Genomic DNA, 15,750 nt, shown 5'->3' on the forward strand with positions numbered 1-15,750 from the left:
GCTTGGTGCGCGAATCCGCTGGCGGCGCGGTGCGCGGGCGGCATAAAAAGTTTTAGCCGGGCGAGGCGGGTGTCGGCAACATTAACGGATTTTGCACGGGTTTGGCGCGAGGCGCACCATAAACGGCAAGCCGGGTATCACAATGGCCGCCGCTCCGGCTATCCGCGGCCCGAAGCGATGCGCCAATGCGGACCGCGTTGCTCGATATCGGCGCGACAATGCGGCTGCCGTTGCCTGATAGGATTATTCCGGTTTCAGTAACGGTAGCCGAATTCGCAATTGCCGCCGAGGCGCTCGCTGAGCGGGGCTTCGCCGACGGTATTTTGGTTTAAATCCATATTGCAGGCCACGTCGACCTTGGATTTGCGGTTTTTGCCGGTGCCGATCAGGTTCTGTTCGCGGTTATCGGCCAGTGTCGGGCCGCTTTGCGGCGGTTGTTCGTCCAGCCACTGGTCCGACGGCATGCTCAGAATCAATTCCGGGCGCGGTTGCGGCGCCGATTTGGGAGCGGCGTCGGCAGCTAAGGGGCAGGCTGCGGCCAATAGTATGGCGGCCAACAGTCCGGCGGGGCGGGAAACAGGTAGTGTGTTCATGATACCCTCCTCAAGCCCAATGGGCCTGGATCACGAGTTCTACGATGTAAAAGGCTTTAAAAACGGCCTGTAACGCACAGAAAAGTGTAGGCAAATTTTTCGATTTGCGTAGGGCTTCTCGGAAATTTTTTGGGACGTAGCGATGGCGGTCGGGCTGGTCCAAGCGCGGGTTGGACAGGGTGGGGCGGGCAAATATCCGGCTTGGCAGAGAAATCGCGGCAGGGAGGTATATACCGGCCACGGCGGGCGGCTTTTACCCGTCGCAGCCCGCTACGGCCGGATTTACCGGTCAGCAGCTCACCGGTAGCGGCCGGGAATCGGCCTTGCTGAATTGCGGCAACGTGGCGAATGCCTCTTTCAATTTTTCGTGCCACATGCGCCTTAACTGAATCAAATATTCGTTGTCTTCCTGGAAGCAGTAGTACTCGTCCAAGGTCAGGCTGTCCTTGTGGTAAATCAGCAATTCCACCGGTGCGCCGACACTGGCGTTGCTGCGCATGGTCGAGTCCATCGAAATCAGGCAGCAGCGGCCGGCCTCGTGCAGCGAGGTGTCGATTTTCAAGAACCGGTCCAGTACCGGTTTGCCGTATTTGTTTTCGCCGATTTGCAAATAGGGGGTTTGCCGGGAGGTGGTGATGCAATTGCCTTCCGGATAGACCAGATAGGCGCCGTGCGGCTCCTGGCCGATCTGGCCGGCCAGAATAAAGGTGGCCGAAGGATTGAAGCTGCTTTGGCCGGAGTCGGCATGGCGGCGTTGCTTTTCGACGCTGATATGGCCGACGTAGTCGGCCGCCTCGGATAAATAGCTGACGCTGTCCAAATTGATTTCCGCCTGTTCCTTGATGTCCCGCTTCAATTGGTCGATCACCGCCTGCGTGGTGGCCAGATTGCCGGCGCTGAGCAACACGATCTTGCGGTCGCTGGCCGTGGTAAAGGCATGCATTTTGCCGTACGTGCTGACGTTGTCGATGCCGGCGTTGGTTCTGGAATCCGAGGTTAACACCAATCCGTCCTTCAGAGAGACGGCGATACAGTAAGTCATAAGCGCAGAGTCTGAAACATTAGGTTAACCGCAGTGTACTAGAGATAAACCGCAAAGGCCAACGCCGGCCGCGGCCGACTGAAGCCGAGAGCTTGGCCGGATCGGAACGGGCGGTAACGGAACGTTTATGGTTTCCAACGCCCTAATGTTGGCGAGCATGCTTCATGCCCCAAAAAAGTAGTTATCCGGGAACCGGCCGCGAGCCCGGCCGGTTTGTGTTTACAGTCAATTGAGGAGAGTCGCACTATGTCGCAACAACCTAACCCACAGACCTTGGTGCGCCAAAGCCTGGCTTTCGTTAAAACTTCGTTCAACCATGTCCTGATTGGGATTCTGGCGCTATTGCCGGTTTACATCGTGGTGCAGATCTTCGTCTGGCTGGTTGATTTCGTGCTGCAGACCGTCTTCGACATCAGGGGATGGATAGGGCACTACTGGCTGGCTGCGGTCGTTTTCGCCGCGGTCTACGCGTTGTTGGCATACATCGGCAATGAGATTGCCAAGCACAGGCAGTCGTTGGTTATCTCGCTGTTCGATATGCTGATCGAGCGGGTGCCGTTCCTGCGCGGCGTTTACCGGGTCAGCAAGAAAGTGATCGAAATGTTTCGCGGCCAGGGCGAGCAGCGGATACGCGAAGTGGTGTATGTGGAATATCCCAAGGACGGCGTCTGGGTGCCGGCCTACGTCACCAATCGCGAGGGCAACCGTTATGTACTTTATATTCCGACTTCGCCCAATCCGACCAACGGCTTCACCGTGATTGTCCACGAATCGAAGGTGGTGAAATCGGCACTGAATTTGGAGGACGTCACCAGTTTCGTGGTCAGCGTCGGTTCGGATTTTCCGAAGTCCTACGAATCGCTGACTTTACCTCGGTAAGCGCAGGAAAATCCCGCGGTCTCAGGGCTATGCTTTACCGCCGACCGGCGTATGGGAACAGGCGTGAAGTCAGGCCGGGGCACTGCCGGCAGCCGTTTGCGAAGATGCTGCGCCGTATCGCCTGCCTGTTCGGTGCGCTGCTGCTCGGCGCGGCGTGCTCGGCGCCGCAGAAACCGTTGCCCGCGGCCGCTGAACCGACGCTGCCGGTTTATCTGGTCGGCCACGGCTGGCATGCCGGTATTGCCGTGCCACGCACCGATTTGCTGCCCGAGGCCGCCGATTTTCCCGGCGCGGATTATCTGGAATTCGGTTGGGGCGACCGGGAGTATTACCAGGCCGGCGATCCCGGTGTCGGGCTGTTACTGCAGGCCGCATGCTGTTCCGCGGGCGGCGTGCTGCATGTCGCCGGTGTGCAGGGCGACATCGGCCGGCGTTTCGCCGGATTGGAGACGGTCAGGCTGGAAATTCCGCGTAGCGGTTTCGTAGCGCTGGTGGCCTTCATTCGCGCCAGTTTCCAACGCGATGCGGGGGCGGCCAAAGCCTTGCCGCTGCGGCGCGGCTCGACTGCGGCCAGTTGGTTTTATCCGGCCGCCGGCGGCTTTCATCTGTTCAACAACTGCAATACCTGGGTGGCCCGCGGCCTGGAAGCCGCGGGATATTCCCTGGGTTGGCCGTTGCCGTTCACGACCGGCCAGTTGCTGGCGCGGGCACGGCGGCTGGAAGCGGCCGCGCCGCCTTAGCTGCGCCCGTTTGCGGCGGTCGGGTCCGAAGTCCGGCCGTCAAAACACGATGTCGTCATCGGCCGCGATTTGTAAGGTCTGCTTGGTTTCCTGCACGGTGCTCTCGCGGGTTTTGTCCAGGTAGCTTTTGGCCTTGTCGATTTCCGTGCTCAGCGAGGCCACGGTTTGTTTCATGTTGGCGAGGGCTTCCAGTTTGTAATTGGCCACCATGTCCATCGTGTCGTAGATGTTTTTGAAGGCCACGGCCAGTTGGTCCAGGCTGACCGCCGCCGCGCCGGCTTGGTGCTGAATCTGCCCGGCTTGCTGCTTGAGCAGCGCCGAGGTGGATTCGATCAGATTGCCGGTGGTGGCACGCAGCGCGCCGATCTGATCCAACACCAGCTTTTGGTTAGCCAGCGCTTGCGCCACGATCACGGCGGTGCGCAAGGCGGAGATGGTGGTGGTCGTGGCCCGGTCGACGCCCTTGATCAATTCCAGATTGTTCTTGCGGATCAGATCCATCGCCAGATAACCCTGGATGGTCACGGCGAGCTGGGTCATCAAATCCTGCACCTTCTGCCGCAAGTAAAACAGCAGTTCTTCGCGAATGATACGCGCCTTTTCCGGGTCGGCCGGCTCGATCTCGGCCAGCTTGGCTTCCAGCGCCGCGTCGATGCTGCGGCCGACGTGGATGTATTGCTCCAGCTTTTCCATGGTGTGCCAGGCGTTGACTTTCTCTTCTTCGATGGCGGCGTTGTCCTTGCGCAGTTCGTCCTGGCCGCCGTAAAGGGCGACGATGATGGCATCGATATGCTGCTGCGCCGATTGGTATTGCTGGAAATAGTCGTGCAGCCGGTTGCCCCACGGAATCAAGCCCAGCAATTTGCGCGGTTGCAGCAAGTCGCCTTGGCGAGTGGGATCGAGCGCTTCCACCTGATTGCGCAGATCGACCAGCGAACGCGAAATTTTCGAGCCCTCGTTGAACACGCCGGCATCCAGCGCTTGCGCCGGACGCGCCAGCAGGCGGTTGGAAATGGCGGCGGCTTCCTTAATTTCGCCGGCGCCAAGCTGGTGAACGCTGTCCACCTTGGCCTTGAAGGCCGGGCTTTGGCTGGACTCGGCCAACACCGTATCGATGAATTCGGCGACGCGCTGGTCCAGCTTGGCCACGGTTTCGGCCGGCAGCTTGACCATGGAAACCGCTTGCTCCTTGGCGATCGGCAACACCGGGCCCGCTGCGGTCAGCGTTTCCGGCGGGGTCAATTCGGGGGTATTGCTCATCGTGGGTCTCCCTGGTGCTGTCGTTAATTGTGGGCGGGTTCGGAACCGGATTGCTAATGCCGATCTGCGTCGGGAACGAGAACCCGGCGGCGCGAACTATCATAACTCGGATTGGAGTAGCGCCAGATTGCGCGCGCTATCGGGGCCAGTTCGGATCGGCTGGCGAATTGGGGTATGATCGGCTTTCCACCCGTCTCGCTAACATCCAACTTTATTGAGGGCGCCATGCCATTATTCCCGGAAGCTTCCGCAACCCGCAAACTCGAGCGCGATCTCGACCGGCGCAGGTTGGGCGGCGTCTGCAGCGGTTTGGCGCGTTATACCGGTTTTAGCGTCAGCGCCGTGCGTTTTATTTTTCTCGGTTCGGTGTTTTTCAGTTTCAGTCTGACGTTCTGGCTTTACCTGGCGTTATGGATCGTATTGCCGGGGCGACGGTCGTCGGTATCGGAACTGTCCTGGCGCCTCCAGCGCAAGGCCCGGCGCCTGGAAAAACTGATCGAGACGACCCAGGCCCGCTTGCGTCGACCAGCGGTGCGGTCCGCGCTGGAGCGTACCCATCAGTTGGTCCTTAGCCTGCTGCCGGATTTCGACGGCCTGTCCAATCGCAACCGTGCTGAACTGGCCGCGGCAAAACACGCGGTATTGGAACAGTTGCCGACTATGCTAGAACACTACCTGCGTCTGTCGCCGTCCTATCCGGAACAGGCGGGTGGGGCCGCGGCTGAAGAGCGGTTGGGCCAGGAGTTGCAACGCCTGGAAACGCAGTTGCGCGGGGCGGCGGAAACGCTTTATTACCGGCGGATCGAGGAAGCCGCGGCAAATTCCACTGCCGACCATTCCGCAGAACAGCATGTCGTTCCGTTGCCGATCCGTCAGCAACTGGAATCCTTGCAGCGCCGCGTCGCCGGCAGGGTCGACGACGAGGTGGAGCGCAAAATCGCCGGCATCGTCGATACCTTGCTGACGCTATTGTCGCGCCTGCCGCAAACCGCCGCCGCCACCGATCCGGACCATTACAACCTGCAGCAAATCGCCCACGACTATCTGCCCGGCGCGATCGAACGCTACCTGGCCCTGCCGCCCGAGCTGGCTCGCACCGAACCGGTGAACCAGGGCATGACCGCGCATGCCTTATTGGCGGAACAACTGGACTTGCTCGACCGCTCGCTGCATAGCATGCTGACCAGCCTGTATCGGCGCGACGCCCAAGGCCTGTCGATCCACGGCCGCTTCCTGCGCGACAAATTTGTGGAACATCCCGACGATTGGTCGACATAAATTCGCAGTCGCCACGGTTTATCGCAAATCTCATCAACGTTTCAGGTGACTCGGAAAACGCATGCGCAATAAATTTTTAAACACCGGCCAACCGGGCTACCACCCGCTACGCAAAATCAAGGTGTGTCTGTCCGGCTTGCGTTACGCCGTTGTTTATGACTTTAGCGTTGCCTACAAATGCGTGCTGTCGGTGCCGGTATTGGCCGCATGTTTTTACTACCGGCAATGGCTCGATTTTTTGTCGGTGTTTGCCGCGACCGGATTGATGCTGATCGCGGAAATGTTCAACACCACAATCGAAGCGCTGTGCGATTTCGTCGAATCCGGCCATAACGACAAAATTGGTATCATCAAGGACATCTCCGCCGCCGCCACCGGCATTGCCATATTGATCTGGATTGCGGTTATCGGCGTGGAATTGAACAGGCTATGGCAGGCGTTGACCTGAGCCGCGCTTAGTTTGCGCATGCAGGCCGACGCTTCACCTACCGGTTTTCCAATCGGTACCGGCTTCGTTTAGCATAGCGCCGACTTTGCTTGAGCGGTTCAAGCAGAAACCCAGGAATCTTCACGCGGCAAAATTCTACGCAACATTGCAGCGAGACAAAGCGCGGATTCTGGCGATTGCACGGCATTGCCATGCCCACAATGCTCGCGTCTTCGGTTCGGTCGTGCGAGGTGAAGGACGTGACGCCAGCGACTGTTGGATCAGGTTGGGCTGATAGCGGCGCTTTCAAACGAACTGGGCCGTAAGGTCGATGTGATTAGCGAGCGCTCAATGGTTCGCGACTAGGTCGGCTCTTAAATTCATCACACCAATCCACCGCAACTCAACATTGGCAGACGGCTTATGACTTCCGGTCGCCATTTCCTGAAATACTTACAGGCCGCAACATGGCCGACAATAACCGCAAATTTCAAAACAACCGCAACCCGGGCCTTTTATCGAACCAGCCGGCTCCGCTGGGCATTGCTGCACATTCCTTACTGTCCTGGTGTACGGCGCTTCGAAAACCGGCCATTGTTAGCTTAACCCGCAACGAACCCAGGCGGCGGCTGTTAGGTCAGCCGGATTTTTATTCATTCGTTTTGGGGGGACTCAGATGTAGGCGTCACTTATTCACAAACTACGCGCGGTTGGCCGAGCTTTCTGGACAGCATTTTTTAATATAGCTCATCTCGGCGGATGCCGGCAGCAGTCGGCTGAGGAGGATATACAGGGCTTCCGGCTCGAGCGGTTTATGTAAAACCAGATAACCTTCCTGTTCGGCTTGGGCTAGGGCCGGGGAATCGAACTCGCCGCTGATCATGGCTCCGGCGGCTTCCGGGCAACGCTCCAGCAGGGCTTGCAATAATTCAAAGCCGCTCTCGCCGGAGCGCAGGCGCTGGTCGCAGAAAACGGCGTCCGGTGTGAATCCCGCCTCCACTGCCGCGAAAGCTTCGTTGGCCGAAGCAACGCATACGGCGCTGATGCCCCAGGCGCAGAGTAAAGATTCCCAGGCGCTGCGCACTTGCGGCTCGTCGTCGATTACCAGGCAGCAGCCTTGCAACAGGGTATCGCCGCCCACGGGGAAGAGGGAGCGGTCGCGCACCGATGCGCGGCGCTCGTTTACTTCGGCTGCCGGCAATCGCAACCAAAAGCGGGAGCCCAAGCCTTCCCGCGAATTCAGTCCCTGGCTGGCGCCCATCAGGTCGGCGCAGCGGGCCACCACCGCCAATCCCAGGCCATGGCCGGCATTGTCGATGCGCCAGGCGTGTTCCGGGCGGAAAAACGGCGAGTACACCCGCTGCCGATCGGCTTCGGCGATACCGACCCCGGTATCCCAAACTTCGAATTGCCATTGTCCGGCGCGGCGGCGCACCGCCATCAGCACGCCTCCGCGCTGGGTGTAGCGCAAGGCGTTCTGCATCAGGTTGATCATCGATTGCCGCAGCAGCAGCGGGTCGGCGTTGACTAGGGCCTTGCCACGGCTGGTTCTTAGCCGCAACTGGATATTGCGGGCCAGGGCTTCTTCCCTAAATAAGGTAGCGATGTCGGCCATTAGCGGGTCCATGGCTACCGGTTGCAATTGCACCGGTTGGGCGCCGAGTTCGATCCTGGACAAGTCGAGCAAGGAATTGAACATCTGGGTCACGGACTGCACGCTTTGCCGCAAATCCAGCAGGGCCGGGCGCAAGGCCGGGTCGCGGTTACGCCGCGAGATCGACTCAATCAAAAAACTCATCGCGTGCACCGGCTGGCGCAGGTCGTGGGCGGCCGTGGTCAGGAACCGGTTTTTGGCATACAGGGCTGCCTCCGCTTGTTCTTTGGCTCGTCGGTAATCCTCGGCCAGGCGCTTGCTGTCTTCCTCCAGTTTGATCTGTTGCAGGAAGAAGCGGTGGGCAATCGACGAGTGGCGGTGAATGGAGATGATGTAGCTGATACACAGCGGCATGATCAAATGCCAGTGCTCGGGAAAGGCCCACGGCGTCAGCAGCGTGCAGCCGCCCCAACCGGCATAAAAAAATCGTTTGAACGCGCTGAATACCGGCGATTGGTGGGTGGCGTTGGCAGCCATGACCGCCGCCAGGCTCATGTACAGCAGCAAGGTAAACTCGAACGGCACCCGGCCGGCGATCACGGCCACCAATGCTGCCAGACCCAGGCCGTGGATTAGGGCCATGCGCAAGATCACCGGCAGCCATTTGGCGATCGCTGCGGCAGGCTCGGAACGGTCCCGGTCGTGCCGATAGTTGCGATATTGCAGCCGTACCGCCGTCAAGCCCACGAAATAGGATAGCGTCCAGACCAGCAGGCCCCAGGCGTTTTGGTCCAACTGGTGTTTCCAATAGACGAAGGGCATGCCGACGAAAGGAATGATGCTAATACCGAACACCAGCCGGTTGTGGGTCATATCCAGCAGGCGGGCTTGGCCTTCCGCTGCCAATTCCTCGAAACGTAAGCTGGCATGCCCTGCTGGTTTGCGCTGTGTTGCGGCGGTCATGGGTTTTCCAGGCTGCGGCCGCGCATTTTGGTAATGACCTCGATCCGGTTCTTCGCGCCAAGCCGTTCCAGGATGCCGGTGACGTGTTCCTTGACCGTGTGTTCTGACAACGACAGATTCAGCGCGATGCGCTTATTCGGCAGTCCTTTCAACATCATCGCCAGTACTTGACCCTGGCGCGGGGTCAGGCCCAGTTCGGCGGCGGTGACCGGCAACTCTCGAGTCGAAGCCAACGCCGGGGCAGGCTGGCCCGGGAACCAGGCCTCGCCGGCCATGATCGCCGCCACCGCTTTGGCGAACAGCTCCGGCGCCGCCTGCTTGTGGATGAAGCCGTTGGCGCCGGCAGCGGCGACTTTTTCGGCGATGGCGCGGTCGTCGTCGGCACTGATGGCGAGCAGGCGCGTGCCGGGTTGCCGCAGTTTGATCTGCGACAGCAGCGGCAACGAGACGCCGTCCGGCAGCCAGAAATCGACTACGGCGAGTGCCGGCGGGTTGCGGCTTTCCAGCAACGGCGAAAATTCGGCGATCGTGGTGACCGGTTGGGCGCGGGCAAAGCTGCAATGCGTCACCAAGAAGTCGGCGATGCCGTGCGCCACCAGCGGATGGTCGTCCACGACCGCCGCCCAAGGCAAATTCTTCACGTTAATGCCCCCCTTTACGGTGCGATGATGGGTGCAGTCATATACATGCAAATGATTTGCATCTTAACAGATTCCAACGCCTATCCTACCCCCACTACGGTGGGGTTCCACCGCCGGAACCGGCTACCGATAATGCCGGCAGACCGAAGCGATTTCCATGAATTTTTATTTGATCGGGAGCGATTGGTGAGCCCTAAATCGATTTGCTTGTGCCTCGCTACCATTGCCATTACGGCAGCGTCCGGCGCCCAAGCCCAATTGTTCGACCGCGGCGGCGGATTGATTTACGACAGTGCGTTGAACGTAACCTGGCTCGCCGATGCCAACTATGCCAAAACCAGCGGATTCGACGCCGACGGCAAAATGAGCTGGCCTCATGCGATGGCATGGGTGGCGGGACTCAGTTATTACGACAGTCTGCGCGGTGTCAGTTACGACGACTGGCGCCTGCCGCGCGTCACCGATTTGGGGCAGGTCGGTTGCGATTACGCCTACAGCGGCAGCGACTGTGGCTACAACGTTGCGACTACGAGTTCGGAACTGGCTCATCTGTTCTACGGCGATTTTGCCAACAAAGCTTTCGCCGATTCCCGCGGTTTGCAACAACCCGGTTACGGTCTGGTCGACGATCCGGCCGATTCCGATGACGAAAGTTTGTTTCGAAATATCGAGTCTTACTATTACTGGACCGCTACTCCCTACCAAGGCGGCGCCGGTAATTCGCAGGATTCTGTTTGGTATCTGCATACCGCCACCGGCATGCAGAACTACAGTTCTAAGGGCTTACAGTCTTATGTCTGGGCGGTGCGCGACGGCGATGTGGCCGCGGTTCCCGATCCTGACAGCTACATTCTGTTCTTATCCGGTCTGGGTTTGGTGTTCTGGCAGCTCCGTCGCCGTAACGCCATCGCCAGTCTGAAGTTTTTCAACCACTCTGCAAGGAAAATCTTATGAAATTTAAACGTAGCTTGATCGTTGCCGCGACGGCCGTCGCCGCGAATCTGCCTAACGCACAAGCGGCACTACTCGACCGCGGCGGCGGCATGTTATACGACACGGTACTGAACGTAACCTGGTTGCAAGACGCCAATTACGCCAAGACCAGCGGCTACGACTCCGACGGCAAGATGGACTGGAACCAGGCAGTAGCCTGGGCCGAGCAACTGGAATTCGGCGGCTTCAGCGATTGGCGGTTGGCCAGCATCAAACCGGTCAACGGCATTGCCTACAACGAGAACTTTTCCAACGATGGCTCTACCGATTACGCCTGGAATGTCAGCAGTCCGAATTCCGAATTGGGTTACATGTATTTCATCAATCTGGGCTTGACCGCATACCAATTCCCGGACGGGAGCGACAATCCTCATTTCGGAATTTTCGGAGACGGTCGAACCGGCGGTCAAGCCGACGTCGGCTTGGTCAGGAATCTGCGGTCCTTTAGCTATTGGTCAGGCAATACCGTGCCTGACCGCGCCGGCGAGGCTTGGTTTTTCGATACTGCGTTGGGCAGCCAACAGTCTTGGTACAAGACCGGGCTGGCTTCCGATCTTTATGCTTGGGCGGTGCGCGACGGCGATGTGGCGGCAGTACCGCTGCCCAGTGCGTTCTGGTTGTTCGGTGCCGGATTGGCGGGGCTGCTGCGCTACGGAAGTCAGCGCAAAATCGGCTGAGCACTTAAAATCGTTAACCAAGGAAATCCAATGAAATCCCGCAAATGCTGGCTGCCGGCCGGCTTAGTTTTGCTGCTCGGCGGCTGCGCCGCCTGGGCTGTGACCCAAGACGCGTTGGTAGATCGAACCGCCCACGCCCTAGGCCTGGAAAAAAGCCAGTTCAGGATCGAAAACCGAGTCGACGATGGCGTTACCACCCGCTACTCGGTAAAAACCGAGAGCGGTCAGCAATACAATTGCTACGTCGGCGGTTCTTTCTCGGTGCTGGGGCGGATGGTTTCGGAGGCGATTTGTAGCAAAAAAGGCGAGCCGGCCAGAAATCCGTTGTTGGGCCAATGAATCGATCCCGGCAATCCGCGGTGTGGCGGGCGGTGTCGAACCGGCGCCGCCGCAACGTCAGTTGCATTGTTATTGTGGCTTTGAGTTCGGTCACAGCATGCCGCTGTCTATCGCTTGGGCAATCCTGAATCGTGTCGCCTCGCGCTTGGGCTTGCGGTGGCCTGGTCGACTCACTGCCAGGAAAGGCATATGGCGGCAATCCGTTTCCGAATTCGGTTCGAATCGCCGAGCCGGCAATTGCCGCCGAGTTGGCGGCAGTTGCCGGTAGCGACTTACTTGCGTAAACGTTTGTAAGCGTTGATCAAGCCGTTGGTCGAACTGTCGTGGTCGGTCACGGTTTCGTCGTTTTTCAATTGCGGCAGAATGGCCTTGGCCAGCACTTTGCCCAATTCCACTCCCATCTGGTCGAAGGAATTGATATTCCAGATCACGCCCTGGACGAAGATTTTATGTTCGTAAAAGGCGATCAAGGTTCCTAACGTGCGCGGGGTCAGTTTCTTGAACAGGAATGCGTTGGACGGCTTGTTGCCTTCGAAAATCTTCGACGCGATCAGCGCATCGTCCAGATTCGGCTCGTGGCTCAAATCCTGGCGTACTTCGGCTTCGGTCTTGCCGCGCATCAACGCTTCGGCTTGGGCCAGGAAATTGGAGATCAAAATATCGTGGTGGTCGGGCAGGTCGTAATGGCTCTGCGCCGCCGCCAGAAAATCGCCCGGGATGAGTTTGGTGCCCTGGTGGATCAATTGGAAAAAGGCGTGCTGGCCGTTGGTGCCGGGTTGGCCCCAGATGATCGGTCCGGTGTTGTAATCCACTTTTTCGCCGTTGATCGTCGCGCTTTTGCCGTTGCTTTCCATGTCGCCTTGCTGGAAATAGTCGGCAAAATACTTCAGCGACTGCGCATAAGGCAGAATCGCGTAAGTTTCGGCTTCGAAGAAGTTGTTGTACCAGATGCCGAGCAGGCCCATGATCACCGGAATATTTTGCTCGAACGGCGCACTGCGGAAGTGTTCGTCGGCCAGATGCGCGCCCATCAGCAGTTCTTCGAAATTATCCATGCCGATGTACAGCGCGATCGACATGCCGATCACCGACCACAAGGAATAGCGGCCGCCGACCCAGTCCCAGAACTCGTACATGTTTTCCAGGTCGATGCCGAATTCCTTGACTTTGGCTTCGTTGGTCGAAATCGCGACAAAGTGTTTGGACATGTGTCCCTGCTCTTGCGCCGCTCTCAGGAACCAGTCGCGGGCCGAGCGGGCGTTGGTCATGGTTTCCTGGGTGGTGAAGGTTTTCGAGGAAATCAAAAACAGCGTGGTTTCCGGGTTCAGCGGTTTTAGAGTTTCGACGATGTCGGTCTGGTCGACGTTGGATACGAAATGCGCTTTCAGGCCTTCCTTGCCGTAAGGAGCTAACGCAGTATCGACCATTTTCGGGCCGAGGTCGGAACCGCCAATACCGATATTGACGATGTCGGTGATGGTCTTGCCGGTGTAACCGGTCCAGGCACCGGAACGGACTTGTTCGGTAAAAACCCGCATTCTAGCCAGCACCTTGTTGATTTCCGGCATGACGTCCTGGCCGCGGAAATAAATCGGCTTGTTGCTGCGGTTGCGCAATGCGGTATGCAACACGGCGCGTTTTTCCGTGGTATTAATGATGGAGCCGGAAAACATGGCCTCGGTTTTTTCCGAGAGTTGGGCCCGGTTGGCCAGTTGGATCAGTAGCGGCAGCGTTTTCTCGGTGATCAGATTTTTCGAGTAATCGAACAACAGGTCGTTGAATGTGACCGAAAATTTGTCGAAGCGATTGGGGTCTTTGTCGAACGCGTCCTTCATGCAAAATTTGCCGGCAATCTCGCGGTGGTGTTGCTTGACGGCGTTCCATTCGGCAGAGTCTACTAATTTGGACATATTATGTTGATTGTTAATTGGCCGATGAGGTTGGTTCGGTGGAAAAGAACGGGCGGAGGCGTTTAGGGGAACGGTTCATAACCCCATTATAAGGATTGTCTTTGGCTGCTGACAAAAAAAATTAAGCAACGAATAGTGCCGGCCAAGTCTGGAACGATAGCCTTTCTTTGCCTAGGGCGATGTGCTAGAGTTAGCCATTGTTTCGATCCAAATCAGGCAGTTACATCAGCCGGCTACGAAAACAGGTTTCATGCATAACCACATGAAAGATAATAAAAACTAAAGCATTTACTAACACGGGAAGGGGATTTATGAAAAGCTCTCGCATAATAAGAAACGGTTTCCTGGGCTTGCTGGGCCTGGTTTTTTCTGCGTCCGTTTGGGCGCACGGCGGTGCGGCCGGTACGGATACCGACCAATGTAAATTCGAACTGGAAAAGGATCACTGGATTCACTATACCGCTTATCAACCCAAAGCGTATCCGGCGGAAGAGTTTTGCGGCAACATTCCCGATACCGGTTCCTTGACCCAGTTGGTGTTCGACTATCAAGATCAACGTTATCGCGGCATGGCCATCGAATTCGAAGTGACCAAAGAGCCGGAGGGCAAACGCGTATTTTTTCAGCCGGCCGAAAAACACAAATCCGGTACTGTGGTGCTGAACCTGCCTGACGGCGTGCCCGAAACCGGTAAATATCTGATCCATATCACGCTGCTGCAAGACAACGGCGAACGTTTGGATGCCCATATGAGCTTCAAAGCCGGTGGCGGCCAGCCGACCAGCAAAGGCAGCTATGGCCTGTACGCATTGGTTGTATTTGCCGGCCTTTACATTTTTTACTTGTCCAACGCCGGGTTCAAACGCAAAGTCGACGGTCTGTTAGGTAAAGCCAAAGAATTTTAGTTTGGTCAGCACCTTGCCTACTCGTAGCGCAAGGTGCTCAATGCTTTATTCCACTAGTAAAATCCGTTGTTTGCGGTAGATTCAAGATTCACCAACGCCTCAAAAGGTATTCTCGCCATGCTCAAACTTTTATCAATTGCCACATTAGTCTGTGCTTTGTCGGTCTCGTCGGCATCCGCTAAGGAGATTCAGGAACATAACCAGATGATGAACCACGGCGACGGGCATCTGATGGACATGGACGGTGCGATGGTGATGGGCCAGAATACCGACACGTTGCCGGGCGGTTGCGACAAAATCGCCGCGACCAAGGAAATTACGGTACGCGCCGGCCACAAGTATTCGGAAAAATTTCCGGGAACCATGTTCGCGTTCGACCAGCAGGAATATCAGTTCGAGCCGTGCACCAAACTTACCGTACACTTCATCAACGAAGACGAAATACGCCACCAGTGGATGATGCACGGTCTGCCCAAGTATCTATATCCAAAAGGCATGTTTCATTTGGAAGTCAGTGGGCCGGGTAAAGTTTCCGGTACCCTGATCTTGCCGCCGGGCGACAAAACCTATTTGGTTCACTGCGATATCGCCCAGCACATGGAAAAAGGCATGAAGGGCCAGTTGAAAGTCGGTAAAGGCGGCGAAGATTTGCCGAGCATTCCGGGCGTCACGGCGAGTATTTTTCCTGACGATTACAGCGGCAAGCCTTACGATCCGAAAGTCGACGCTCCGGTAACTCCAGCGCCGGTAGCGGCGCAACCGGCGGTAGCCAAAGCAGCCCCGGCTCCGGTCCAACCCGATGATTCAATTGTCTCCGGGGTAACTGTGATCGGTCTGGCAATCGGGTTCATCGCCGCTCCCTGGTTGGCGAAGCGTTTTGCCGGCATGAGTGTTGGCGAAATAGTGGCTACCATTCTGGAGCAATCGGCGCATCTGGTAGGTTTGGTGGTGCAATTGCTGGGCAAACTCGTGAAAATGGTGACCGGTAAAAGCGCGATCGCCTTGCCAGACAAATAAATCGATTCGGCAAAAGCCCCTGAAGCTTCGGTTTCAGGGGCTTTTTTGTGAGATAAACAAATGCAATTCGAATCCTGGGGCCTGTTGGGCCTGTTCGCCAGCGCGTTTATTTCGTCGACGGTCGCGCCTGGCGGTTCCGAAGCGGTGTTGGCTTATTTGGTCAGTCAGCAGCACATTCCGGTAATCTCGCTGGTGGCCGTCGCAACGCTAGGCAATACTCTGGGAGCGCTGACCACCTGGTGGCTCGGATTGTGGGCGGCCGGTAAGTATCCTGCGGAGAATTTACTGGACGGCGAGCGGCAACGGTCGTTGCGCGCCGTGCGCCGCTGGGGTAGTTGGGCTTTGTTGTTGTCCTGGTTGCCGCTGGTCGGCGACGGCTTGTGTTTCGCGGCGGGATGGTTGCGTTTGTCCTTGTTCTCTTCGCTGCTGGCGATCTTTTTCGGTAAAGTGTTACGTTACATCGCCGTGGCTTACGCCTTTATTTGATCAGCT

The 15,750-nt window shown here is 57.6% G+C and carries 16 protein-coding genes; 10 read left to right on the plus strand and 6 right to left on the minus strand.

The genetic code is table 11. From position 1 onward, the window contains the following. Positions 1–254 precede the first annotated feature (254 nt). Positions 255–593 carry a hypothetical protein gene (locus tag NP603_RS10140; protein WP_256610754.1) on the minus strand — a complete coding sequence of 113 codons (339 nt, stop codon included), beginning with the start codon at positions 591–593 and terminating at the stop codon, positions 255–257. A gap of 289 nt (positions 594–882) precedes the next feature. Continuing rightward, positions 883–1,635 (minus strand): proteasome-type protease, encoded by a 753-nt coding sequence (locus NP603_RS10145; protein WP_256610755.1) that lies wholly within the window; start codon positions 1,633–1,635, stop codon positions 883–885. Positions 1,636–1,881: 246 nt separating this feature from the next. Between NP603_RS10145 and NP603_RS10150 the strand changes: the two genes are divergently transcribed. Further along, positions 1,882–2,514, plus strand: coding sequence for a DUF502 domain-containing protein (locus NP603_RS10150; protein ID WP_256610756.1), 633 nt, complete (start codon positions 1,882–1,884; stop codon positions 2,512–2,514). 104 nt (positions 2,515–2,618) lie between these two features. Further along, the gene (locus NP603_RS10155; RefSeq protein ID WP_256610757.1) at positions 2,619–3,254 is read left to right on the plus strand and encodes a DUF2459 domain-containing protein; all 636 of its coding nucleotides are present in this window, start codon (positions 2,619–2,621) and stop codon (positions 3,252–3,254) included. A gap of 39 nt (positions 3,255–3,293) precedes the next feature. Here the strand turns inward: NP603_RS10155 and NP603_RS10160 are convergent, their stop codons facing one another. Next, a complete protein-coding gene (locus NP603_RS10160; protein WP_256610758.1) occupies positions 3,294–4,514 on the minus strand; it encodes a toxic anion resistance protein in 1,221 nt (406 codons plus the stop codon). Between the two features lie 225 nt (positions 4,515–4,739). Here NP603_RS10160 and NP603_RS10165 point away from each other — a divergent pair, with 225 nt between their 5' ends. Further along, positions 4,740–5,792 carry a PspC domain-containing protein gene (locus tag NP603_RS10165; RefSeq protein ID WP_256610759.1) on the plus strand — a complete coding sequence of 351 codons (1,053 nt, stop codon included), beginning with the start codon at positions 4,740–4,742 and terminating at the stop codon, positions 5,790–5,792. A 61-nt stretch (positions 5,793–5,853) separates the two neighbouring features. Continuing rightward, on the plus strand, positions 5,854–6,240 hold the full coding sequence (locus tag NP603_RS10170; protein ID WP_256610760.1) for a diacylglycerol kinase: 387 nt from the start codon (positions 5,854–5,856) through the stop codon (positions 6,238–6,240). A gap of 679 nt (positions 6,241–6,919) precedes the next feature. Here the strand turns inward: NP603_RS10170 and NP603_RS10175 are convergent. Both NP603_RS10175 and NP603_RS10180 read right to left on the minus strand, forming a co-directional pair. Continuing rightward, positions 6,920–8,776, minus strand: a complete 1,857-nt coding sequence (locus NP603_RS10175; protein WP_256610761.1) for an ATP-binding response regulator — start codon at positions 8,774–8,776, stop codon at positions 6,920–6,922. Then, positions 8,773–9,417, minus strand: a complete 645-nt coding sequence (locus NP603_RS10180) for a LuxR C-terminal-related transcriptional regulator (RefSeq protein WP_256610762.1) — start codon at positions 9,415–9,417, stop codon at positions 8,773–8,775. The genes NP603_RS10175 and NP603_RS10180 overlap by 4 nt, the downstream gene beginning before the upstream one ends. A gap of 186 nt (positions 9,418–9,603) precedes the next feature. Here NP603_RS10180 and NP603_RS10185 point away from each other — a divergent pair, with 186 nt between their 5' ends. The 3 genes from NP603_RS10185 to NP603_RS10195 are packed head-to-tail and all read left to right on the plus strand — an operon-like array spanning position 9,604 to position 11,426. Beyond that, entirely contained in the window at positions 9,604–10,371 is a 768-nt protein-coding gene (locus tag NP603_RS10185; RefSeq protein ID WP_256610763.1) for an Lcl domain-containing protein, read from the plus strand. Further along, positions 10,368–11,087, plus strand: coding sequence for an Lcl domain-containing protein (locus NP603_RS10190; RefSeq protein ID WP_256610764.1), 720 nt, complete (start codon positions 10,368–10,370; stop codon positions 11,085–11,087). The genes NP603_RS10185 and NP603_RS10190 overlap by 4 nt, the downstream gene beginning before the upstream one ends. A gap of 30 nt (positions 11,088–11,117) precedes the next feature. Beyond that, on the plus strand, positions 11,118–11,426 hold the full coding sequence (locus NP603_RS10195; protein WP_256610765.1) for a hypothetical protein: 309 nt from the start codon (positions 11,118–11,120) through the stop codon (positions 11,424–11,426). Between the two features lie 272 nt (positions 11,427–11,698). Here NP603_RS10195 and pgi read toward each other — a convergent pair whose 3' ends face one another. Beyond that, positions 11,699–13,336 carry a glucose-6-phosphate isomerase gene (pgi, locus tag NP603_RS10200; protein ID WP_256610766.1) on the minus strand — a complete coding sequence of 546 codons (1,638 nt, stop codon included), beginning with the start codon at positions 13,334–13,336 and terminating at the stop codon, positions 11,699–11,701. Positions 13,337–13,647: 311 nt separating this feature from the next. On the opposite strand from pgi, the gene NP603_RS10205 reads away from it, so the two are divergent. The 3 genes from NP603_RS10205 to NP603_RS10215 all read left to right on the plus strand — a co-directional run bounded on the left by NP603_RS10205 (position 13,648) and on the right by NP603_RS10215 (position 15,744). Then, a complete protein-coding gene (locus tag NP603_RS10205) occupies positions 13,648–14,241 on the plus strand; it encodes a hypothetical protein (protein ID WP_256610767.1) in 594 nt (197 codons plus the stop codon). 117 nt (positions 14,242–14,358) lie between these two features. Next, positions 14,359–15,258 (plus strand): cupredoxin domain-containing protein, encoded by a 900-nt coding sequence (locus tag NP603_RS10210; RefSeq protein ID WP_256610768.1) that lies wholly within the window; start codon positions 14,359–14,361, stop codon positions 15,256–15,258. A gap of 60 nt (positions 15,259–15,318) precedes the next feature. Beyond that, positions 15,319–15,744: a YqaA family protein gene (locus NP603_RS10215; RefSeq protein WP_256610769.1), complete on the plus strand. Its 426-nt coding sequence runs from the start codon at positions 15,319–15,321 to the stop codon at positions 15,742–15,744. Positions 15,745–15,750: the final 6 nt, after the last annotated feature.

Origin of the sequence: Methylomonas aurea (assembly GCF_024505045.1) — a bacterium.
GTDB classification, from domain to species: Bacteria; Pseudomonadota; Gammaproteobacteria; order Methylococcales; family Methylomonadaceae; genus Methylomonas; species Methylomonas aurea.